Origin of the sequence: Desulfoprunum benzoelyticum (genome assembly GCF_014201505.1) — a bacterium.
Lineage (GTDB): Bacteria > Desulfobacterota > Desulfobulbia > Desulfobulbales > Desulfocapsaceae > Desulfoprunum > Desulfoprunum benzoelyticum.
Window position 1 is genome coordinate 182,743 of record NZ_JACHEO010000002.1, and the last position, 21,549, is coordinate 204,291.

19 protein-coding genes are annotated in these 21,549 nt (G+C 58.0%); 13 read left to right on the forward strand and 6 right to left on the reverse strand.

All coding sequences use genetic code 11. The features are described 5' to 3' along the window. Positions 1-263: 263 nt before the first annotated feature. The 6 genes from rpmH (at position 264) to mnmE (ending at position 5,251) form a co-directional block, all read left to right on the forward strand. The gene (gene rpmH / locus HNQ81_RS03290) at positions 264-401 is read left to right on the forward strand and encodes a 50S ribosomal protein L34 (RefSeq protein WP_183348282.1); all 138 of its coding nucleotides are present in this window, start codon (positions 264-266) and stop codon (positions 399-401) included. Further along, a complete protein-coding gene (gene rnpA, locus HNQ81_RS03295; RefSeq protein WP_240191773.1) occupies positions 361-759 on the forward strand; it encodes a ribonuclease P protein component in 399 nt (132 codons plus the stop codon). The genes rpmH and rnpA overlap by 41 nt, the downstream gene beginning before the upstream one ends. Positions 760-792: 33 nt before the next feature. After that, the gene (gene yidD, locus HNQ81_RS03300; protein ID WP_337833418.1) at positions 793-987 is read left to right on the forward strand and encodes a membrane protein insertion efficiency factor YidD; all 195 of its coding nucleotides are present in this window, start codon (positions 793-795) and stop codon (positions 985-987) included. Positions 988-1,061: 74 nt separating this feature from the next. Then, the gene (gene yidC, locus HNQ81_RS03305; RefSeq protein WP_183348286.1) at positions 1,062-2,735 is read left to right on the forward strand and encodes a membrane protein insertase YidC; all 1,674 of its coding nucleotides are present in this window, start codon (positions 1,062-1,064) and stop codon (positions 2,733-2,735) included. A 57-nt stretch (positions 2,736-2,792) separates the two neighbouring features. Beyond that, entirely contained in the window at positions 2,793-3,800 is a 1,008-nt protein-coding gene (locus HNQ81_RS03310; RefSeq protein WP_183348288.1) for a Jag family protein, read from the forward strand. A 62-nt stretch (positions 3,801-3,862) separates the two neighbouring features. Next, positions 3,863-5,251 (forward strand): tRNA uridine-5-carboxymethylaminomethyl(34) synthesis GTPase MnmE, encoded by a 1,389-nt coding sequence (gene mnmE, locus HNQ81_RS03315; RefSeq protein WP_183348290.1) that lies wholly within the window; start codon positions 3,863-3,865, stop codon positions 5,249-5,251. Between the two features lie 25 nt (positions 5,252-5,276). Here the strand turns inward: mnmE and elbB are convergent, their stop codons facing one another. Together elbB and HNQ81_RS03325 are read right to left on the reverse strand one after the other, a co-directional pair. Next, positions 5,277-5,939: an isoprenoid biosynthesis glyoxalase ElbB gene (gene elbB / locus HNQ81_RS03320; RefSeq protein ID WP_183348292.1), complete on the reverse strand. Its 663-nt coding sequence runs from the start codon at positions 5,937-5,939 to the stop codon at positions 5,277-5,279. Positions 5,940-6,987: 1,048 nt separating this feature from the next. Continuing rightward, positions 6,988-9,273 (reverse strand): tetratricopeptide repeat protein, encoded by a 2,286-nt coding sequence (locus tag HNQ81_RS03325; protein ID WP_183348294.1) that lies wholly within the window; start codon positions 9,271-9,273, stop codon positions 6,988-6,990. A 257-nt stretch (positions 9,274-9,530) separates the two neighbouring features. Between HNQ81_RS03325 and HNQ81_RS03330 the strand changes: the two genes are divergently transcribed. The 5 genes from HNQ81_RS03330 to HNQ81_RS03350 all read left to right on the forward strand — a co-directional run bounded on the left by HNQ81_RS03330 (position 9,531) and on the right by HNQ81_RS03350 (position 14,443). Then, positions 9,531-10,250: a polysaccharide biosynthesis/export family protein gene (locus HNQ81_RS03330; protein ID WP_183348296.1), complete on the forward strand. Its 720-nt coding sequence runs from the start codon at positions 9,531-9,533 to the stop codon at positions 10,248-10,250. Positions 10,251-10,288: 38 nt separating this feature from the next. Continuing rightward, positions 10,289-11,815 carry an outer membrane beta-barrel protein gene (locus tag HNQ81_RS03335; RefSeq protein WP_183348298.1) on the forward strand — a complete coding sequence of 509 codons (1,527 nt, stop codon included), beginning with the start codon at positions 10,289-10,291 and terminating at the stop codon, positions 11,813-11,815. 37 nt (positions 11,816-11,852) lie between these two features. Further along, positions 11,853-12,518, forward strand: a complete 666-nt coding sequence (locus tag HNQ81_RS03340; RefSeq protein ID WP_183348300.1) for an exosortase C-terminal domain/associated protein EpsI — start codon at positions 11,853-11,855, stop codon at positions 12,516-12,518. Then, entirely contained in the window at positions 12,515-13,363 is an 849-nt protein-coding gene (locus HNQ81_RS03345) for an exosortase/archaeosortase family protein (RefSeq protein WP_183348302.1), read from the forward strand. The genes HNQ81_RS03340 and HNQ81_RS03345 overlap by 4 nt, the downstream gene beginning before the upstream one ends. 255 nt (positions 13,364-13,618) lie before the next feature. Further along, complete coding sequence (locus HNQ81_RS03350) at positions 13,619-14,443, forward strand: XrtA system polysaccharide deacetylase (protein WP_205240295.1); 825 nt, start codon at positions 13,619-13,621, stop codon at positions 14,441-14,443. A gap of 140 nt (positions 14,444-14,583) precedes the next feature. On the opposite strand, the gene wecB is transcribed toward HNQ81_RS03350, so the two are convergent. Further along, positions 14,584-15,690 carry a non-hydrolyzing UDP-N-acetylglucosamine 2-epimerase gene (gene wecB / locus HNQ81_RS03355; RefSeq protein WP_183348304.1) on the reverse strand — a complete coding sequence of 369 codons (1,107 nt, stop codon included), beginning with the start codon at positions 15,688-15,690 and terminating at the stop codon, positions 14,584-14,586. A 76-nt stretch (positions 15,691-15,766) separates the two neighbouring features. Then, positions 15,767-17,038: a TIGR03790 family protein gene (locus tag HNQ81_RS03360; protein WP_244960468.1), complete on the reverse strand. Its 1,272-nt coding sequence runs from the start codon at positions 17,036-17,038 to the stop codon at positions 15,767-15,769. A 141-nt stretch (positions 17,039-17,179) separates the two neighbouring features. Between HNQ81_RS03360 and HNQ81_RS03365 the strand changes: the two genes are divergently transcribed. Continuing rightward, entirely contained in the window at positions 17,180-18,493 is a 1,314-nt protein-coding gene (locus HNQ81_RS03365) for a VanZ family protein (RefSeq protein ID WP_183348306.1), read from the forward strand. 1 nt (position 18,494) lies between these two features. Further along, positions 18,495-19,583 carry a CapA family protein gene (locus HNQ81_RS03370; protein WP_183348308.1) on the forward strand — a complete coding sequence of 363 codons (1,089 nt, stop codon included), beginning with the start codon at positions 18,495-18,497 and terminating at the stop codon, positions 19,581-19,583. A gap of 46 nt (positions 19,584-19,629) precedes the next feature. On the opposite strand, the gene HNQ81_RS03375 is transcribed toward HNQ81_RS03370, so the two are convergent. Then, a complete protein-coding gene (locus HNQ81_RS03375) occupies positions 19,630-20,892 on the reverse strand; it encodes a right-handed parallel beta-helix repeat-containing protein (RefSeq protein ID WP_183348310.1) in 1,263 nt (420 codons plus the stop codon). A gap of 44 nt (positions 20,893-20,936) precedes the next feature. Continuing rightward, the gene (locus tag HNQ81_RS03380; RefSeq protein ID WP_183348312.1) at positions 20,937-21,530 is read right to left on the reverse strand and encodes a tetratricopeptide repeat protein; all 594 of its coding nucleotides are present in this window, start codon (positions 21,528-21,530) and stop codon (positions 20,937-20,939) included. Positions 21,531-21,549: the final 19 nt, after the last annotated feature.

Genomic DNA, 21,549 nt, shown 5'->3' on the forward strand with positions numbered 1-21,549 from the left:
CAGTAGCATACTGCAGGTTCTTGTGCAAGACGAGGGCAGTGGGCCTGGTGAAATTATTTGACAGTATTCGGCTTCTATGATTAATATACGTCTTTTGTAATTTTCTGATTTCCTGTCCTTCCCGTCGGAAGGTTCTGGTAACGGCAACAGTAGCGGCAAGAGATCTTCGGTCGGCAGAATACCTGCCGGACAGGCCGGCCGGGATCTTTATCACTTTCAAAAGCCCCATGGATCGCATGGATGTACAGCAGAGGGATTAACTCATGAGTAAACGCACCTTTCAGCCCAGCAACTTGAAATGCAAACGAACCCACGGTTTTCGCGAGAGAATGCGGACCCGTTCCGGCCGCGCCATACTCAATGCCCGGCGGGCAAAGGGGCGGAAACGTCTTTCAGCCTGATCCCTTGAAACAGCATGGACTTCCCAAGCAATCCCTGATTCGCAAGGGATGGGAGTTTGACAAGGTGTACAGTCAGGGAAAGCGCCTGCACGGCAAGGGGTTTTCGCTTATCTGCCGTGCAAACACCGAAGGGCGCAGCAGGATCGGCATCAGCGTGCATGGAAAAATCAGAGGGGCTGTGAAGCGCAACCGGATCAAGCGGATCATTCGCGAATCGTTCCGCCTCGACAGGGAACTGTATCCGCCCGCTGCGGATATCGTCTTCGCCGTTCGCCCTGATTTTTCCCTGTCCGCACCTGTTGATATCAGCCGGTTCGTGGCCTCACTCGCCGGCAGACATACGAACCGGGAGGTCTGAGTGGGCATTTCTCAGGCAGCCAGACGTTTCCTTGTGGTCCTCGTTCGAGGATACCAGTACCTCATCTCCCCGCTGTTCCCCCCATGCTGCCGCTTCACCCCTACCTGTTCCGCCTACGCAATTCAGGCAATTGAAAAATATGGAGTCTTCCGGGGTTCATTCCTCTCTCTCCGCCGCATCCTTCGCTGTCACCCTTTTTCCGAGGGCGGCTACGACCCTGTCCGGTAAAACCGCGTTGAATGTCGGCCCCCGGGCCGACATTTCACCGGTGTGCAGGCGGATCAACATCAGACGGTACATGCATGGATACCTATAGGGCCTTCGTGGCAATCATCATCTCCTTCGTCATTCTGCTCGGATATCAATATCTCTTTGTTGGATTCGGCAACAAATCCCCGGCGCCGGTGGAGCAGACGCAAGAGCAGCCGGCGGTCGTCGCCCCCGGGACGACGGCCGATACCGCCGCGGCGCCGACCGCGCCCCCGGCCGAAGCGGCAGCCGCGGTCGTCCCGACCCGGCCGAGTCGCCCGGCCCGGGAGATCATCGTCGAAACCGATCTCTACAAGGCGGTAGTGACCGAGGACGGCGGGGCGCTCAAAAGTTTCGTGCTGAAAGAGCATGCCGAGAGCATGGCCAAGGACTCGCCGGGCAAGGAACTGCTGATGGCCGCTGCCGACCAGGGAATGCCGTTGAAATTTTCATGGGGAAGTGCCGCCCCGGCCGACCTGCTGTATGACAGCGCGGCCCAGGAGGTCGTCTTCGGCAAGGACGGCAAGGCCGAGCTGATCATGAAGGCCGGCGCCGGCAACGGGCTGGAGATCGAGCGCAAATTCTCTTTTGATACCAAGAGCTACCTGATCGATCTGGCCGTCAAGGTCACCAACACCTCCAACCAGCCGCTGCAGGGCATTGCCCAGCTGCATCAGGTAAACAGCCCGTTCGAGGGGAAAAATGCCTCCAGCACCTTTCTCTTTACCGGCCCCTCCGCCTTCATCAACGGCCAGCTCCATGAAATCAAGGCCAAGGAGTTCGCCGACGGCGCCAAGACGATCTCCGGCAAGATCGAGTGGGCCGGGTATGCGAGCAGCTATTTCCTCTGCGGCATCCTCCCGGTGGCCGACAGCGGGGTCAACTTCACGATGCAGGGAACGGACGCCGTCGCCGCGACCACCGTTGCCGGCAACCTCGACACGCTGCAGCCGGGGCAGGCGAAAGAGTACGCCTACCGTGTCTTTTACGGGCCGAAGAAGCTGACGCTGCTGCAGGACCTCGGCTTCAACCTTGACAAGGCCGTCAATTTCGGCTGGTTCGACGTCATCGCCAAGCCGACGTTGTGGCTGCTCAACTTCTTCTATGGTTTCGTCCGCAATTACGGCATCGCCATCATCCTGGTGACCGTCCTGTTCAAGGCCGTGTTCTGGCCGATTACCCAGAAGGGTATGAAGTCGATGAAGAACATGCAGAAACTGCAGCCGAAGATGGTCAAGATCAAGGAGAAGTACAAGGACGATCCGGCCAAGATGAACCAGGAGGTCATGAACCTCTACAAGACCTACAAGGTCAACCCCCTCGGCGGCTGCCTGCCGATGGTCCTGCAGATTCCGATCTTCTTCGCCCTGTACAAGGTCCTGCTGCAGTGCATCGAGTTGCGCCATGCCCCGTTCATGCTGTGGATCACCGATCTGTCCGCCCCCGATCGGCTGTGGATCGGGTTCGATCTTCCCTATCTCGGCGGGCTGCCGGTCCTGACGCTGCTGATGGGGGCCTCGATGTTCCTGCAGCAGAAATTGACGCCGACGACGGCGGACCCGACCCAGGCCAAGATCATGATGTTTCTGCCCGTCGTTTTCACCTTCATGTTCCTCAACTTCGCCTCCGGCCTTGTGCTGTACTGGTTTGTCAACAACCTGCTGGCGATCCTGCAGCAGTACATGATCAACCGGACCAGCAAGCCCGTGCCCGAAAAGGCGCGATGAGCGGCCGACAGGCAGTGAGACTACGCTGAATCGAGAATAACCTGGAGCAGATATCCGATGTCGTCGAAAAAGAAAGATTATTATGGCAAGGAAGTTACGGATGCGATCAGGCAGGCCTGTGCCGAATTGAACGTGCCGCAGGAACAGCTGGATATCGAGGTCGTCGAGATCGGCTCGACCGGGATCTTCGGTCTGCGCCGCAAGAAGGCCCATATCCGGGCGGCGGTCAAAAGGATCGAGCCGGCAGCAGGGAGGAGCGCCGAGCCGGCAGCCGGCGTCGAGCCGACAGGTGACGTCGAACCGGTAGCGGTGAGCGTTGAGCCGGCAGCCAGCAGCGAGCCGCCGCCACCGCCGCCACCGCGTCCGCCGGCACGGAAAAAGGAAGAGAGACCGGTCGGGCGGCCGCGGAACGAGGCCCCGGCCAGGGAAAAGCCGGCGGCCGCGGCCGAAGCGGCCGTCGTCAGCCCGGCCGAGGAACCCGTCGATGAGATCCCGACGGAGGAGGAAGAGGCGGGTGAGGCCAGCGCCGAGGCGGTTGCCCTCGTTCAGGCGGAACTGACGACCCTTCTCGAGCTGATGAAGTTCCCGTCCCGGGTCGAGGTCGAGGTCCACGGCCTGGCGGTGGTCTGCACCATCCACGGCGAGCACGAGGCGGAGTTGACCGGCCAGGACGGCAAGATTCTCGACAGCCTCCAGTACCTGCTGCGCAAGATCGTGGCCCGCAAGACCGAGGAACGGCTGCGGGTCTCGATCGACGTCGGTGAATTCCGGCAGAAGCGGATCGAGGAACTGCGGGAAAAAGCCCTTGAACTGGCGGCCCTGGTCAAGGAGGACGGCAAGACTCAGACCATCCCCGGCCTCAATCCCTCCGAACGGCGCGAGGTCCACATGGCGCTCCAGGAGGACAAGGAGATCCGCAGCCGCTCCGTCGGCGAGGGCCTGTTCAAGAAAATTCTGATCTACAAGCCGGGCAAGGGCGGCAAGCCCGGCGGCCGCAAAAAGCCGGCCCCGCGGGGACGGAAAGGCCGGGGCAACGGCTCGCCGGCCGATGAGAATGAGAGTTGACCGGCGCGCTCTAACCTGATTTCATCGACTGCCGGTGCCGGTCACCGGTACGTGGTGCCGTGATGCCTGCAGACAGAACCGAGGACACCATCGCCGCCATTTCCACCCCGCCGGGGTCGGGAGGGATCGGCATCATCCGGATCAGCGGCGCCCAGGCCCTGGCGATCCTGCAACGGCTGTTCCAGCCCCATGACCGCGGCTGCCGCTTCCGCAGCCACCACCTTCACTATGGCCATATCGTTCAGCCAGGCGCAGATCGGATTCTCGATGAGGTCCTCGCCGTCTACATGCCGGCCCCCCGCACCTATACCCGCGAGGATGTCGTCGAAATCCACTGCCACGGCAGTTATCTCCTCCTCAGCCGGATCCTCGAGCTGATCCTGGCCGCAGGCGCTCGCCTCGCCGATCCCGGTGAATTCACCAAGCGGGCCTTTCTCAACGGCCGGATCGATCTGACCCGGGCCGAGGCGGTGATCGATATCCTGGCGGCGAAGACCCGCAAGGGCATCGACCAGGCCCAGGCCCAGCTGGCGGGGGCGCTGTACCAGCGGATCGAGGCGATCCGCCAGGGGCTGATGCAGATGAAGGCCTATATCGAGGTGGCGATCGATTTCCCCGATGAGGACGCGGAGATCGTCGACCTCGGCGGTCTGCAGCAGATTCTGGAGCAGCAGGTCGCCCAGCCGCTGCAGAGGTTGATCGCCTCGGCCGACCAGGGGCGGATCCTGCGCGACGGCATCTCGGTGGTCATCGCCGGGGTCCCCAATGTCGGCAAATCGAGCCTGCTCAACGCCCTGCTGCAGGAGGAGCGGGCGCTGGTGACCGCCATCCCGGGGACGACCCGGGATTCAATCGAAGAGTACCTCGACATCGAGGGCATTCCGGTGCGGATCATCGATACCGCCGGGATCCGCGATCATGCCGAGGAGGTCGAGGAACTGGGGATCAAGCGGGCGAAAGTGCTGCTGCAGCAGGCCGACCTCGTGCTGTTCATGGTCGACGGCAGCCGCGACCTGAGCGAGGCCGACCTCCGCCTTCACCGATTGGTGGCGGCCAAGCCGCTGATCGTCGTGATCAACAAGGCGGATCTGTGTCAGGATGGGGTCAGGGACTTTGCGGCGCAGGGAATCACCGGCGCCGCGGTGTGGATCTCGGCCCGGCGCCAGACCGGGATCGAGGATCTCAGGCGGGCGATCTTCGCCGCCGTGGTCGGCGGTCGCGACCAGTGGCAGGAGGACGGTTGCGCCCCCAACCTGCGGCACCGCCAGGCCCTGCTCCGGGCCGAGGCCGCCGGCAACCGCATTGCCGAATCACTGGCGGCAGGCAGCAGCTGCGACCTGATCGCCGTCGATATCCAGGAATGCCTGGAGCAGCTGGGGGAGATCGTCGGTCTCACCACCGCCGATGACATCCTCGACGTCATCTTCACCCAGTTCTGCCTGGGCAAATAGCTGCTCCCGCCGCCTCTTCAAACGCTTATTTCTCGATCATCTCCAACAGGGCCAGGACCAGCCGTTCTGCGCCCTCGCCGATCTGGTCCACCCGGGCATCGAGCATATAGCATGGCGTCGTGACGACCCGGTTGGCGGTATCGACGGCGATCTCGCCATGGGTGGTGTTCTGGTGGCGGCCCCCCATCCGGGTGATATGGCCCGCCGTTTGAACGTCGCTGCCGATTGTCACCATGACGTTGGGGAGGAGGCGGGCGAGGATGACCGGGGCGATGCACAGCGCCCCGATCGGCTTCTTTGCCAAGTACATCGCCTGGACCGCGGCGGCGACCGACTCATCGACCGTGCACTCGGGGCCGTCAAAGGCGTAGGTGCAGAGGTTCTTCGCCGCCCCGAAGCCGCCGGGCAGGATCAGGACGTCGTGGGCCTGGGCGTCGAACTGGGCCAGGCTCTTGATGTCGCCCCGGGCGATCCGGGCCGCCTCGATCAGGACGTTGCGCTCCTCCGCCATCTCCTCGCCGGTGATGTGGTTGAGGACGTGATGCTGTTTCTTGTCCGGGGCATAGCACTGGTAATCGGCCCCATGGCGGTGGATGGCCCACAGGGTCAGGGTCGCCTCGTGGATCTCGGCTCCGTCCTTGTTGCCGCATCCGGCGAGGATGACGGCGATCGATGGTTTTCTGCTCATGATGGTTCTCCTTCTTCATCTGACTCCGGCGGCAATCGGGCCGTCCGGCAGCTTTTGCTTCCTTCTGTTCCTGAACCACTTCTCATTTCTTGCCATCTCGACCTGCGCCTCTGTCATCTCGACCTTCCCGGTAGGGCGAAAGCCGTTATCCCGTCCCCGCTGTCATTTCGTTTTTTTCTCTCTGTCATTTCGAAGCGAAGCGAGAAATCTCGGTGTTCCCGTCAGGGCGAAGGTCGCGACGACACTTCCGCGGTCATTTCGAAGCGAAGCGAGAAATCTTTCTTTTCCTGGCCATGAGTCCTGGTCATGCCCTGTTTAAGATCTCTCCCGTTGGTCGAGATGACAGCGGGGGAAGGTCGAGATGGCCGGGCCAAAAATTGGAAAACAGCCTTGTTCCTGTCATTTCGTTTTCTTCCTCTGTCGAACATTTTTCTTGTCATTTCGAGCGAAGCGAGAAATCTCGGTGTTCCCGTCAGGGCGAAGGTCGCGACGACGCCCCCGCGGTCATTTCGAAGCGAAGCGAGAAATCTTTCTTTTCCTGGTCATGAGCCCTGGTCATGCCCTGTTTAAGATCTCTCCCGTTGGTCGAGATGACAGCGGGGGAAGGTCGCGATGGCCGGGCCAAAAATTGGAAAACAGCCTTGTTCCTGTCATTTCGTTTTCTTCCTCTGTCGAACATTTTTCTTGTCATTTCGAGCGAAGCGAGAAATCTCGGTGTTCCCGTCAGGGCGAAGGTCGCGACGACACCCCCGCGGTCATTTCGAAGCGAAGCGAGAAATCTTGTTTTTCCTGGTCATGAGTCCTGGTCATGCCCTGTTTAAGATCTCTCCCGTTGGTCGAGATGACAGCGGGGGAAGGTCGAGATGACAGCGGGGGAAGGTCGAGATGACAGCGGGGGAAGGTCGCGATGACAGCATGGGAAGGTCGCCATGACAGTGGGCGAAGGTCGCGATGACACCCCTCTCCGGCATTTCTCGCTAACGCTCGACAAAGAGACAGATCGAGATGACAAGGGTTGCAAGGCTTCATCACCACGTTATGCCGCCCTTCATTGTGCAGAAGACTCCCACTGCTTCAGCAAACCCTCCGCCTCACCCCGTTCCTTGAACTCCTCCTTCGTTGCCAGCGCCTTCTGCAGCGTCGCGATCGCCTGCTCCTTGTCGCCTTTGCCGTACTGGGCCTGGGCGAGATGCATGGTGATGACCGGGTCATCGGGGCGGTTGTCGAGGGCCAGCTGGAACTGGGCGATGGCCAGCGGGTAGGACTGACGCTTCAAGTGGACGAAGCCGAGGGTGTCGGCGATATGCGGCTCGTCGGGCATCGCCTGCTTGGCGAGCATCGCCAGGCGCAGGGCCTCGCCGAGATCGCCGTCCTTCTCCGAGGCGATGATCCAGGCGAGATTGTTGTTGGCGGCGGCGGAATTGGGGTCGAGCGTCAGGACCTTCTTGTACTTGTCCTTGGCCTCCTGGTGCTTGCCCTGGATTTCATACAAAGTGGCGAGCCCCATGTTGGCCGGCAGCGAATCCGGCTGCTTGGCCAGCAACTGCGACAGCTCCGCCACCGCCTGCTCGGTCTTGCCGAGCGAGGCCATCAGCCGGGCGGTGACGATGTACGGCTGCGGGTTGTTCGGCGCCAGTTCCTGGGCCTTGTTGAAGGCGGCGATGGCCTCTTCGTTCTTCTTCTGCCGGGCCAGCAGGTCACCGAGCAGCATGTAGTGGCCGCCGGCCTTGGGGGCCTTGGTGATATGCTCCTGAACGAAGGCCGTGGCCTTGGCCAGATCCTTGTCGGCCGTCAGGGCGGTCAGAAAGGCCAGGGCCCGCGAGTTGTCGGGAGTGGTCTCGAGAAGGCGGGCGAAGGTCTCTTTGGCCTTGTCCTTGTCCTTCAGGCCGAGGTAGGCGAGACCGAGGTTGCCGAGGAGATCGGGATCGTTCGGCACCTGTTTCAGCATGCTCTCGATCAGCGACACCGCCTCCTTGAACTTCTTGTCCTGGGTCAGGGCCTTGGCCAGGATCTTGGCGGCCGCGAAGTTGCGGGGGTCAAGCCGCAGGGCTATCGTCGCCTCCTTGCCGGCGGTCTCACTCTCACCCTTGATCAGGGCGAGCTGGGCGGCCAGCGCATGGTAGCGGCTGACGCCGGGACCATTCTGGACCGCCATCCCGATCGACTTCTGGGCCAGTTCACTCTCGCCGAGCCCGAGGTGGGCGACGGCAAGGTAGAAGTAGGGTTCGGGCCATTTCGGGTAATTGGTCGTCAGCGGCGTCAGGATGTCGACGGCGTCGCGCTTCTTGCCGTCCTTGAGCAGGAACCGGGCCTTAAGCAGGTTGGCGCCGCCATGGTCGGGATTCTTGGCGAGGATGCCGTCCATGACCGTTTTCGCCTCGTCGGCCTTCTGCCGATCGAACAGCAACTCGGCCAGGGCCGCCTGGTATTCGACCGTGTCCGGTTTGTCCTTCAGGGCGGCGCGGAGTTCCTGCTCGGCCTCCTCTCCCTGGTTCTGCGACTTGTAGAAATCGACCAGCATCAGCTTGAAGCGGACGTTGTCGGGTTCGAGGGCGATCGCCTTCTTGATCTCCGCGATCGCCTTGGCCGGCTCCTTCTTCGACTGGTACATCGACGCCATCATCAGATGCGACTGAGGGTCGTCCGGGAACTTCTCCTGGATCGTGGCCAGCAGTTTTTCCGCCTCCTCGTTCATCTTCTGCTGCTGGAACAGAAGGAGCAGGGTGCGGTAGTTGGCGAGTTTGTCCGGGCCCAGTTCGATCGCCTTCTCGAACATCGCCCGGCATTCCTGCCATTTCTGCTGGGCGCCGTAGATCCGGCCGCGGATATTGTAGAAGCGGTCGGTCTCGCGCTGCTTGTCCTCAACCTTGGCGACCGCCGCCTCCGCCTCTTCGAAGTTGCCGGCGATCAGCTCGATGTTGGCGAGCAGGGCCAGGGCATCGGTGTGCTGGGGATCCTTGGCCAGGACCTGGTCGACATATTTGCGGCTCTCGTCCTTGTTGTTGGAGAGCAGCAGGAATTCGGCGACCTTGATCGCGGCATCGAGGTTGTTCGGGTCGAGGCCGGCGGTCCGCTGCAACTCGGCGAAGGCATTGCGGGGATCGTTCTGCTGCAGGTAGAGGAGGCCGAGCTGGTAGCGGGCGTCGGCGAATTTCGGGTCGATCTGGATGGCGTTGCGCAGTTCGATGACCGCGGCGCTGTTCTCTTTCTGCTTGATATATTCCATGGCCTTTTGATAGTGCTTGTCCTTTTTGGCCTCGGGATTGGAGCAGGCGGCAACGGAGAGCAGCAGAATTCCGAGCAGGACAAAGAGCGGGAACCGGGGTGATTTCATAATCTGGGCCTGTGGTGGTGGGTGGATGTGTCGTTTATAGAAAAAATGGCTTGCCAAATGCAATAACAGAAGGCAGATATGACACCAGTGTATAAAAAAAACTCACGATTTCAAATTAAAAAGATTATTCTTCCGCCAATGCGATGTGTTTTGCTGGAAAATATTCCGGATATGCGGAATTCACAAGACGCCAACTGGTATGAATAGGTGAATCAAAAGATTTTTTCCCGCCAACTGAACATGATAAGGAGATCCCGATGAAGAAGATGGCCGCCGTCCTGTTCCTGATGTTCCTGTCTGCCGTCGTGATGCCGACGATGGTATTCGCCGCCCAGTCGACCGCCGATGTCCCGGCAACCGAAGAACTGAAGGCCAAGGCCCGGGCCGACATCCTGGCCGGAGCGAAGGAGGGCGCGGCGGGTACCGACTACCTGATCGGCGCCGGCGATATCCTCGGTATCAGTGTCTACGGCGAAGGCGACATGGCGGTGGCCCCGGTCCAGGGCACGGCGGGGGAAGAAGAGGGCGAAGGGGCCAAGGAAACCGGTAGCGGGGTCCCGGTCAGGATCGACGGCAAGATTTCCCTCCGCCATGTCGGCGACGTCGAGGCGGCCGGGCTGACCTTGACCCAGCTGGCCGATTACCTGAAAATCGTCTACGCCACGGTGTTTGATGATCCGGTATTGACCACGGTTTTGGTGCAGAGCAACAGCCAGCGCTATACGGTGATGGGCAAGGTGGCGACGCCGGGGGTCTTCCAGATCACCTATCCTGTCAATATCGTTCAAGCCGTCGCCCGAAGCGGCGGCTTCACCGAGTGGGCCAACTCGAAGATCACCCTGGTGCGCAAGGATGGCCCCAAGGACAAGCTGTTCGAGGGCAATACCTTCAAGTTCGATTATAACGGTTTCATGAAGGGCAAGAATCTGGAACGCAACATCCAGGTGCTGCCCGGCGACACCCTCATCGTTCATTGACGCAAGGGCAACAGAGAACTCTCACCGAGGTGGATAACATGAAACGATACAGCCTTCCTGTTCTGCTTGTCTTGTTCACCATGTACCCGTCGGTGGATGGCAATGCCGCCGTGGTTGCCGTGCGGGGAGGACTGAGTACCGGCGTTGACATCTACGACCGAAGTGACAAGGGATCTTCTACGGCTCTCGGGGAAGAGGGAGAGGCGGTCTCTGCCCTCATTGTCGAGGAAGATGACGAGGATGATTATCAGCGGATTTTTGTCCGGCCGTCGATCGCCATCGACAGGAGCACGGAGCGAAGTTCCCTTGTTTTCAGCTACCAACCCACCTTGTATTATGACTTCGACAACGAGGACGAGGATGTCAACCACGGTGCTTCCCTGTCTTTCCGGAACCAGATGAGCGAGGCCTGGACACTGTCGGTGATAGACAGTGTGCTGCAGTCCGACATCGCCGAAGATGTGGCGGTGACGGAGCCGATAGCGGCGACGCCGGAATCAGGGGCAACGGCACCACCGACGACCGCCGGGCTGAGTGAGAGCGATCGGATCTCGGACGAAGAGGGGCGACGGAAGTACACAACCAACACCCTGCAGGTTCTGTCCGATTACACCTATGGCCAGGGCAGCCTGTTCTCCATGGGGTATGCCTATAATATCCTGAGGAACGACGATGCCGGTGATGATGATTATCAGGATTTTGACCGTCATCAGGTCAGTCTTTCGCTGGCTCATCGCTGGAACAGGCTGTGGAGGTCGTCGCTGAGCGGGCAGTATGTGCGTGGACTCTTTGATGAACCTGATCGGGATATTGCCGAAACAGCTGCGGAAATACAGACGGTGGACGTACCGGAGGAACCGTCCGAAGATCTCGATGAATACGGAGCTGGAATGGGTGTTTCCTATGAAGGTATCGTTCATCAACCGTTAAGCCTTGCCTATGGGCTTTCAGCCTCTGATTACGATGACGAAACCCAGAACGACTCCGAGATCCACGACCTGACCTTCGGCTGGCGTTGGCATCGTTCTCCCCATGTCACCTACAACGCCGGAGCCGGTCCTTCCTATGCGAGGATCGACAGACAGGACGACACCTGGGGCTACAACGGCGAGATCGGTGCCGATTACGCCATCGAACGCGGCAGGTTCCACATTGCAGTGGAAAAGGGCATGGAGCGTCAAAACTTCAGCGGCGAGGTCGACGAAAATGGTCTGATCGATTACTGGGACGGCCGGGCCGATTTTTCCTATCAATTGTTCGAATCGACAAGCGTGGCAGTGTTTGCCGGTTATCGCTACGAAGACCAGGACGAGGTCGTCCCGGGAAGCGCAGCGTTACCGCCGCCGCCCGATGCCGCCCAAATGCTGGAAAACGACCTCGTCGAAACGGTGAACAGCCAACGGTTGTATGCCGGCTGCTCGGTCAGCTATTCCTTCCGGCAGAAATACAATCTCAATCTCAGCTACCGGTATACCGACCAGACCTCCGATGATCCGGGAGATGAATACGAAGCGCATCAGATCATGCTGACACTGTCCTATGCTACGGATTTCTGGCGCTGGTAATTCGAGCATATATTGGGGGCAATGAGCGGCTATAGCAATGGATAACAAAATTTCCACAGTAAGGATTGTCGTTGTTTTTGCCATGTTCGCTCTCACATGGTACTTCCTCCACTCCACTGCAGCAGTTGTTCCGGTAGCGATCAAAAAACCTCTTGCTTCCTTTCCGCACGTTATCGGCGAATATCGACTCGGCAATTCTTTTCAGTCCTCAGCGGATGTCATCGAGCTGCTCGGCGTCGACGATTACATCCAGTACAACTATGTTTCTGCCGCCGGAGAGCGGATCAATTTGTATGTCGGTTATTATCAGGCCGTTGGCGTTCACGGAGGCTATCATTCACCCAAAAATTGCATACCGGGTGGCGGCTGGGGGATCGACAAGGTCAAAACTGTGGAGCTCGAAAAGGGCATCGAAGGAAGGTCTCGAGCGACTGTTTCCGAGATGGTTATCCGCAATGGTGCGGAATACCAGGTGGTGCTGTACTGGTACCAGAACAGGGGCCGGATTATCGCTTCTGAATATTGGGAGAAAATCTACCAGGTGCTGGATGCCCTGTTGATGAGACGGCGGGACGGGACGTTTGTCCGGATCATGGCCTATGCCCCGAATGGCGATATTGCCGCTGCTGAGGCCAAGGTGAAAAAGTTTGCTGAGCACGTCATCCCGTTGCTTGAACATCACCTGCCGGGAGCGAGGATATGATGATCGGTGAAAAAACCATGGACAATCGATCTCCCTTGATCCCGCTTCTTCTCGTCCTGGGCGGGATCGTCGTCCTCTACTACCCCTTCCTGCAGACCCTCTTTGCCGACTGGGGCACCAACGATGATTACTCGCACGGCTATTTCATCCCGTTCATCTCCGCTTACATGATCTATTCGGTCAAGGACAGGCTGAAGGAAACACCAATTTCTCCGGACAGCAGCGGCATTGTCCTCATCGCCGCGGGTCTTGCCCTGCTCGTTGTCGCCAAGATCGGGGCCGAATATTTTCTCCAGCGATTTTCTCTGATTGTCGTTCTGCTCGGGCTTGTCCTGTTTCTGCTCGGCAGGCAGCATTTCAAAATGCTGCTCTTGCCGATTCTCTATCTTATCTTCATGATCCCGCTGCCGGCAATCATCTGGAACAAGATCTCCTTCCCGATGCAATTGTTCGGCTCCTATCTCACCGAACAGGTCATTCGCCTGTTGGGCATCCCCGTCTTTCGGGAGGGCAATATCCTCCACCTGACCGAAACAACCCTGGAGGTGGTGGCCGCCTGTTCCGGCCTGCGCTCGCTGGTTACCATGTTTGCATTGAGCGGTTTGCTGATCTGGATTTCGGATTTGAGTTCAGGCAGGAAGTGGCTCCTTTTTCTGGCTGCCGCACCGGCGGCCATTATCGCCAACATCATCCGGCTGACGACTACGGCAATGCTCGCATCGGTGTATGGCTCGGTGGTCGCCCAGGGATTCCTGCACGATTTTTCCGGCCTCTTCACCTTTGTTGTCGGCCTCGGCCTGCTGCTGCTTGCCAATAAGATTCTTAACAGAAAAACAACCCATTGAGAGATTTGTAAGACAACCAAACTGTTTGCGGGCAAATTCCCGGTAGGGCAAAGGCCAAGATGCCGCCCCCGCTGTCATTCCGAGCGTCAGCGAGAAATCTCGTTGTTCCCGATAGGGCAAAGGCCAAGACGCCGCCCCCGCTGTCATTTCGAAGCGAAGCGAGAAATCTTGTTTTTCCCTGCAAAGATTTCTCCATTGCAGTTGAAATGGGCAAACTCCAAACGTTAATTTTGAAAGTGACTCAAGTGGATCGTTATGAAACAGATTACCAACTACATGACGATCGATGTTGAGGATTATTTTCAGGCCGCCGCGTTTGAGAAGATTGTCCGGGTTGATGCATGGGACAGCTTTGAGTCGCGGGTAACGGCAAACACCAGGCGAGTCCTCGAGGTCCTGGCGGAGCATGACACGAAGGCCACGTTCTTTGTCGTTGGATGGATCGCAGAACATTTTCCCGATCTCGTCAGAGAGATTGCCGAGGCGGGCCATGTGATCGGCTGCCATAGCTATCTGCACCGGAAAATCTACACGATGACCCCGGATGAGTTTCGGGAAGATACAAGCAAGGCCAAATCGATTCTTGAGGATATTTCCGGTCAGCCGGTTCTCGGCTATCGGGCCCCCAGCTATTCGATCACCAGAAAATCCCTGTGGGCGCTGGACATACTGGCTGAACTCGGCTTCACCTACGATTCGAGCATCTTCCCGATCATGCACGACAATTACGGTATCCCGGATGCGCCGCGGTTTTCCTATCGGCACCCGGGGATGAACATGGTCGAGTACCCCATTTCGACGGCTCTGCTGCTGGGACGGAAGGTACCGGTCTCAGGCGGGGGATATTTCCGCCTGTTCCCATACTGGTTCACACGACGGGCTCTCGAGACGATCAACCGCAAGGAGAGCCAGTCGTTTGTCTTTTATCTCCACCCCTGGGAAGTCGATCCTGGTCAGCCGCGTTTCAGAAATGCATCGCGGTTATCACGATTTCGCCACTACAATCATCTGGAAGATACCGAAAGGCGATTCAGGAAACTGCTGCGTGACTTTGCATTCATACCTTTACCGGTAGAATGAACCTGATCGATTGTGACGAAGTCTTCAGAGAATGCAGGTCTGATGTAGTAGCCGCCAGGCTCGACAGGCGCTGACCCCGGTCGATGCCCTGGCGCAATTTCAGACCTGCCGGCCGGGCTGTGCAATCGGCAACTTTATGATCAGCACGGTTTTTCCAGCAGCACCTGGATAATTCTCTCCGCCGCATGACCATCCCATTTTTCCGGAACCAGTCCCCGGGGAATTTCTCCGTTCAGAATCCTGTGCGCCTGCTCGAGAATTTTTTCCTTGCTATTGCCGACCAAGGTGTTCGAGCCGACCTCGCAGGTGATCGGCCGTTCGGTGTTGGGCCGCATGGTGATGCACGGGATTCCCAGGACCGTGGTTTCTTCCTGCAGACCGCCGCTGTCGGTAAGAACGAAACGGGCGTTCATATTGAGATGAAGAAATTCGAGATACCCGAGGGGGGCGGTGATCCAAAGCCCCTGCACCTTCGGACCGGTACTGAAAAAACCATCCAGGCCGAACTGCCCGGCCATCTTCCTGGTACGGGGATGAATCGGAAAAACGATGGGGATTTCCCTGGCGATCTCGGCTAGAGCTTCGAGAATGCCGGTCAATACGTTCTTGTCGTCGACGTTTCCGGGACGGTGCATGGTCAACGTCGCGTAACCTTGAGGTGCTAGCCCGAGTTGACGGCCCAGATCGAGGGTCGCCGCCATCGCCCGGTGTTTGAGCAGAGTATCGATCATCACGTTGCCGACGAAAAATATCTTGTCGGCCGGGACCCCCTCGGCGGCAAGGTTTTCGTCGGCAAAATGGTCGGTGGTGAACAGATAGTCACAAAGGACGTCGGTACAGAGGCGATTGATCTCTTCGGGCATCGACATGTCGCGAGAACGCAGACCGGCTTCGACATGAGCGACCTTGATGCCGAGTTTTTTGGCGGTAATGGTACAGGCCATGGTCGAATTGACATCTCCCACCACAATCACCAACTGCGGTTTTTCCCGCAGACAGATTTTCTCGAACTCGACCATGATCCGCGCCGTCTGCTCGGCATGAGAACCGGAGCCGACCCCCAGGTTGATGTCCGGGGTCGGCATGCCGAGATCGACAAAAAAAGACTCGCTCATTTTTTCATCATAATGCTGCCCGGTATGGACCAACAGATGCTGGAAGTGGTCGGGGTACGAACGCATGGCCTCGATGATCGGGGCCATTTTCATGAAATTGGGGCGGGCGCCGACTACGTTGATGATTTTCAAGAAAACCTCCGAAAAGATAAGGGGTGTCGTGGAAACGCCGGGATGTTCCTTGTGAGCATGAAAAAACCGTTGTCTCTCATTCTTGCCGTCGTGGAAACGGCCGGTACAACGGATCTCCGACAAGGACCATCTGCCAGGACAGAAAGGGGAGACTGAAAAAATAGGATTCGACCAGAGTATGCGAGCCGTCCATGAGCAACCCGAAAAAAGCTTCCGGCGACGGGAACGCCTGAACATACGGTTCCCCCACTGGACCAAGCGTCGCCGCGACCCCGTCTTCCAGCATCCGCTTGCACCAGGCCTGACTCGAGCCGGGGCGCAGTGTCCCGCATTCACCGCTGGCAATGTGGTAGCCGACCGCGCCCCTTTGCCAGTCAAACGCATCGACATAGCGGGACAGACTGTACCAGCCGCAGTAGAGGGCGGCACCTGGAGCCTCTCCCGGTTGAAAGAGGGTCTGCCGGTCATCGACGATCACCGGCAACCGTCGAGATGCTTTCACCCCTGCCGCCGCCTGGTGGATGGAATTGTCATAGAAGGCGTAACCGGTCAGGGATTCTTGTTTTTCCGGCTGTTTCCAGCGGGCGTCGAAGTAGGCGGTTCCTATGAGGGTTGCCGTTTCTGTCGCCAGGCTATCGTCGATGATTCTCCTGACGACCTGCTCAGTCGGCCCGTCGAGACGGGCGATCATCAGCACCTCGTCCTTGCTTACCGGCAGTAATTGCCCTGCGGCGCCGAGAAAAAAAGGATTGACGACCCATCCATCCAACGGATAGATCTCGGCCAGCACCAGCGCCAATTCCGAATCAACCGCGGCCCGGTATTCCTTTTTGCCGATCGTGCGTATTTTTCTGTCGAGAACGGCAATTTTTCCATTGAGATCTACCGCAGTCGGACTTTTTTGGTCGTCTATTTCTCTCAACTGCGTCCGGATATCATTTTGTTCCGTCTGCAGCTGGGTGAGCTGTTTTTTTTCAGCCTTGTCCAAGGCCGGGGGCTCGACCTTGAGCGGCACCCCAAACATGGTGACGAGACAACGGACCGGAAGATGACCGGTCCTTTTGCGGAGAAATTTCCGGACCGGTTTGGCAATTTCTTCGTCGTAAACTTCGCGTGAGCAGAATTCTTTCTCGGTGGTATTGATTTTGACCAGATTCTCCCTGGGAATGCCGCGTTTTTCCATGTAGTAGCGAGCCAGGTCGACACCCTCCCCGATAAAGCGGTTGGCCACTACCACGACCTCGGCCGGTTCCAGGGCGACAACCGTGGTGGGAACAAGCACAGATATCAGGAAAACCAAACGGCAAAAATTTTTCATCGTCACCTGCCGGGAATAGAGCGTTATCATTCGTCCGGCTGCTCTTCTATCGTACAAGCGTCGGCGGAACGACACCGGAAAAAGCTTGCTCTCCCCACGTTCTCTGGTAGCCTGTCTACCGGACAGGGGACGCGTCGGCAATACCATATCAGACATTTTTCAAAGCTCCGGATGGACAGGTCTTCCACTTCCCTCAAGCTCCTTACCATCCTGGTACTCCTTTACGGCGGCTTGCTGATTTATGCCAGCCTCATGCCTTACAATTTTACATCAAGCGTGGACCTTAGCCAACTGTTCCATGTCAGGATCTGGAATTACTGGCCCTTCAATCCCTGGGCCCGCTTCAGCGGCTCGGATTTCCTCAGTAATCTGGTCCTCTATGTTCCTCTGGGATTTCTCCTGGCGACCAGGCTTTGTTTCACCCGCATTGGCCGGCTCATGAGCTTCGGCCTGACGGCCCTGGTCTGCTCCTGCTTGAGCGCAGGGATCGAAACGCTCCAGGGCCTGACAATCTCCCGTATACCGAGCGCCACCGACTGGGTGCTCAACAGTGTCAGCGGACTGCTTGGCGCCGGCGTCGGCGTGTTCCAGGGACAATCACTGTGGGACAGAACGACCTCGTGGCTCAAGGACCGCTGGCACAGTCATCCTCTCGACATTGTGACCCTGAGTTACATGGTTCTGCTGGCAGCCGACGCCTTGTCTCCTTTTCTGCCGACAATCCTGCTCTCGCAGGTTTGGCGCAACCTGGAAAATTCCCATTTCGGTATCGCCGAAGGGCTTGCCCAACATCCCTGGCACTGGTGGCTGATAACCCGAGCCCTGATGTACCTGATCCTGACTTTCCTGCTGGCGGCCTGGGGAGGAACCGGCCACCGCCAGCGGGAATGGGGCAAAGCCATGTTCCTGGCGATTTTGTTCTCTCTCGGCCTGGAGCTGATGAAACCCATGATTGTCTCCCGGGTCATCAATGTTGCCAATATCGCGATCGCCGCCGGTGGTGCCGCCCTCGCCGCCGGGATGGGATCGCTGTGCGCCGAACGGCTGTCCCGCAGGCGAAAGCTCGATCTTGCCATCCTGGCTCTGCTGGGCTACGAGTGCTATCTGGCCTGGACTCCGTTCAACTTTATCTGGAAGCTCGAACCGGCACTCCGAAAACTTCCCTCGGCAGTCGAGCTGCTCCCGCTTTATCACTACGCAATGGGGGCCTCTCTGAACCATGTCAGGCTGTTTGTCCAGGCTATCGTTTTACAGGGAATTCTGATATATCTGCTGAGGATGCGGTTTTTCCGGTTTGAACAGTGTCAGGCCCGACTTGCCCTGGCCGTGCTTCTCGCCGCCGTGCTCGGGTTTTTACTGGAAGGAGGGCAATTGTTCTTACCCTCTCGCACTCCGGCGATGACCGATATCTATTGCTTCATGATTGGCGCCGCCTGTGGGGCCCTGCTGCCTCGCATGCGCCAGCGTACAGAGGAACTTCCCTGATATGACGGAAAGCTCATCGACCACCATCCGCCTCGCCGCCATCGGCGATCTGCTGCTCACTACCCGGCCGGGCGAGGCTGTGGCGGGGCGGGGGTTGGAGGCCTTGTCGCCGGAAGTGCGCCGGCTTTTCGCCTCCTGCGATATCGTTGTGGCCAACCTCGAATGCACCCTGCCAGGACGAGACAAGGTCCCCACCGAGCCTCGGGTTTTCACCAGCGAAGACCAGGTGCGCGGGCTGGCGGCAGCCGGGATCAACGTGGTGACCCTGGGCAACAATCACGCCTTCGATGGAGGGGATGAAGGGTTTCAACGTCTTACGGCTGTGCTGGATTCCGATGACATCGCCTGGTGTGGCGCCGGATCCACAGCGGCTGACGCCGGCCGCCCCCTCCTGTTGCATATCAACGGTATCCACATTGCAGTAATCGGCGTCGTTGATGCCTCAAGCGGCATGTGTCGCTTTGCCGGTCCCGCCTCAAGCGGCGTCACTCGCCTCGACCGTGAAGCCCTTTGTCTGCAGATTGAAGCCCTGCGTCAACATGTGGACCATGTCGTCATCGTGCCCCATTGGGGGGAGGAGCGCTTCCAGATGCCCTCTCCCGCCCAGGTTGGACAGGCCCACGCTTTTATCGATGCCGGGGCGTCGATGATCCTGGGGCATCATCCCCATGTCGTTCAGGGCATGGAGTGGTACCGAACGTTCCCCATTGTCTATTCACTCGGCAACTTTCTGGCCAATCATGTGTATTGGGAAAATGGTGATTTTTTGACGTGGAACCATTACGAACGGACCGGCTGCATCCTGCTCGCCGAATTAGGTAAAGACAAGGTTCAAGAAGTGCGGCAGATTCCGGTATTCGATGATGGAGAGACCATCTCTCTCGACACCGAGGGGCAGGGAGAACGGTATCTCAACACTGCCAATCGGATGGTGCTCCACGGGATAACTTCTTCTCGCTACCGGCGCGAGAATTTTCGGGTTCGCTTCCTGTTGCCGATTGTCGCTCAGCTGCGGTGGAAAAATCTGCGTCGGTTGCGGCCGGCGCATTTCCGCAAGGCGTGGAGACTTTTTTCCAACGGGTTGAAATAAATTCTATCCGGAAGGAGTAAACTGCGTCGAAACACCACCACCGATGTCACCTGATAAAACGGTCCAAAAATTGAATGGCCGTTTTCTTCGGTGCAATCACCGGCGGTACCATGACGTCACCGAAATCCTGTTTCATCTGCCACGGTGCATATTCCCAAGGCCCCACCTGCTTGATGCGGGGATCGGTGCTCCCGGGCGTCAAGGGGCCTTCTCCCTGGTCGGCAATCATTGGGTCGAGGTCGTACATCCCGTCCTTCTCCGATGTCGGCAGGATCGGTTTACGGCTGCTGTCCGACCGAAACCAGGCGTTGTCTCGGAAGATGAAACTGTCTGGATCGGTCCCGCGCCCAACGTTGAACATTGTGCCGACCCGCTCATCGGTCACTACCATGTTGTTTGCAAAAAAGCCGTTGCCGCTCGGCTTGAATCGTTGGTCCTTGGTTTCCTGAAGGATGCGTCCGATCCATTTTCCCGGCAGGAAAAAGAGGTTGTGGTGCACTTGGCTGTCCTGGGCGGTTACCCACGCCACATGGGCTTCGCCGCCGATGAAGGTGTTGCCGGCGATGGTGACATCCCTGGCCTCATAGTCTGTAATGGCGGGTCGGAAATATTGCAGCCCAGTGGACCCACCCAGATTGATGGCCCGTTCGCCGGCATTGCGGAAAAGAGATGTCTGCACCAGAATGAAACGCGATCCCCCCTTGATCTGGATGCCGTTAGCATTGCGAAATCCCTTTCCCCCCAACAAACGGCACTTCTCGATCAGCCCATTCTGACAGCCCACCAAATCAATGGCCGAACCGCCCCAGCTGGCAATGCGACAGTCGCGGACGACAAAATGTTGAACTCCGGACAATTTCAGGGCATCGGCATTGCCCTTGGGTCCGATATTGCGGATCTCGAGGTTTTCCAAGAGCAGGTGGTGCGAGGGGGTTTCGACGTTGCCGCCATCGTCGATGTTGATGCCGTTTTTGGGAAACCCTTGAAAAATCAGATTGCTGAGTTTGACATACGAACAGTTGCTCAGCTTGGCCCCTTCGCCAAAACCTGTAAATACCGGTGGGTTTTCGGGATCAGTGCCGGAGATGACAATCGGGGCCGCAGCGGTACCGTGAATGGCTTCTAGATAAAAACCCTTCGAATACACACCGGATGCAATCAAGATTGTGGTTCCGGGCACGATCTGGAACAAAGCCTTTTTCAGTTCTTCGTGGTTGGTAACGGTAATGGTTTGTGGTGAGGCAAGTGCGCAGAGAGTCGACCAGAAAAAAAGAACGAGGGACAGAAATAATTGGAGATGGAGGCGCATGGGAGGGCTCCTTGGAGTGCTGAGTGCTGAGTGCTTTAGAGATTCTAATTGGAAAACGGTTTGTGAGGTTGTATTGGCTCGCCCACCATTATCTGCTGTTGGAGTTTTCTCAGTTTCCCGTCCCAGTGGGAATTCGTCGCAAGTCCCTTCCTTATAGCTTGCAGGGCCAAATCTCTTCTGCCCATCAAGGTATACGCTTCGGCAAGGTACGACCAGACTTTGCCATCTTCAGGCGCTTTTCGGAGAAAAGTCTTATAATCTTCAACGGCCTTCTGCATATAACCCAAGGCCATATAGCAATCAGCTCGAAACCGCACAGCATGCGGGTATCTTCTTCCCGCTCTGTTCATCACCACTGACAAATCTTTGAGTGCCCTTCCGTATTGTCCTGCCCGCCCCCAAACAGCAGCACGTCCGTAATATAATTCCGTATTCCCTGGGTACATTGTGATCGCCTGATTGTAAATCTTTAAAGCGGCCACGTTATTTCCCTGACGACTGTAGCTTTCAGCTTTACGGATAGAGGCATTCACTCTCTCCTTATTGGTACTGGCCAGGGAGGGATCAGCCCTCACCAACAGCCCGCCAAAGAGCAACGACACCAACGCCAACATAAAAATATTTTGTAACGAGCTCATACTAGAAATCCTTGTCTTA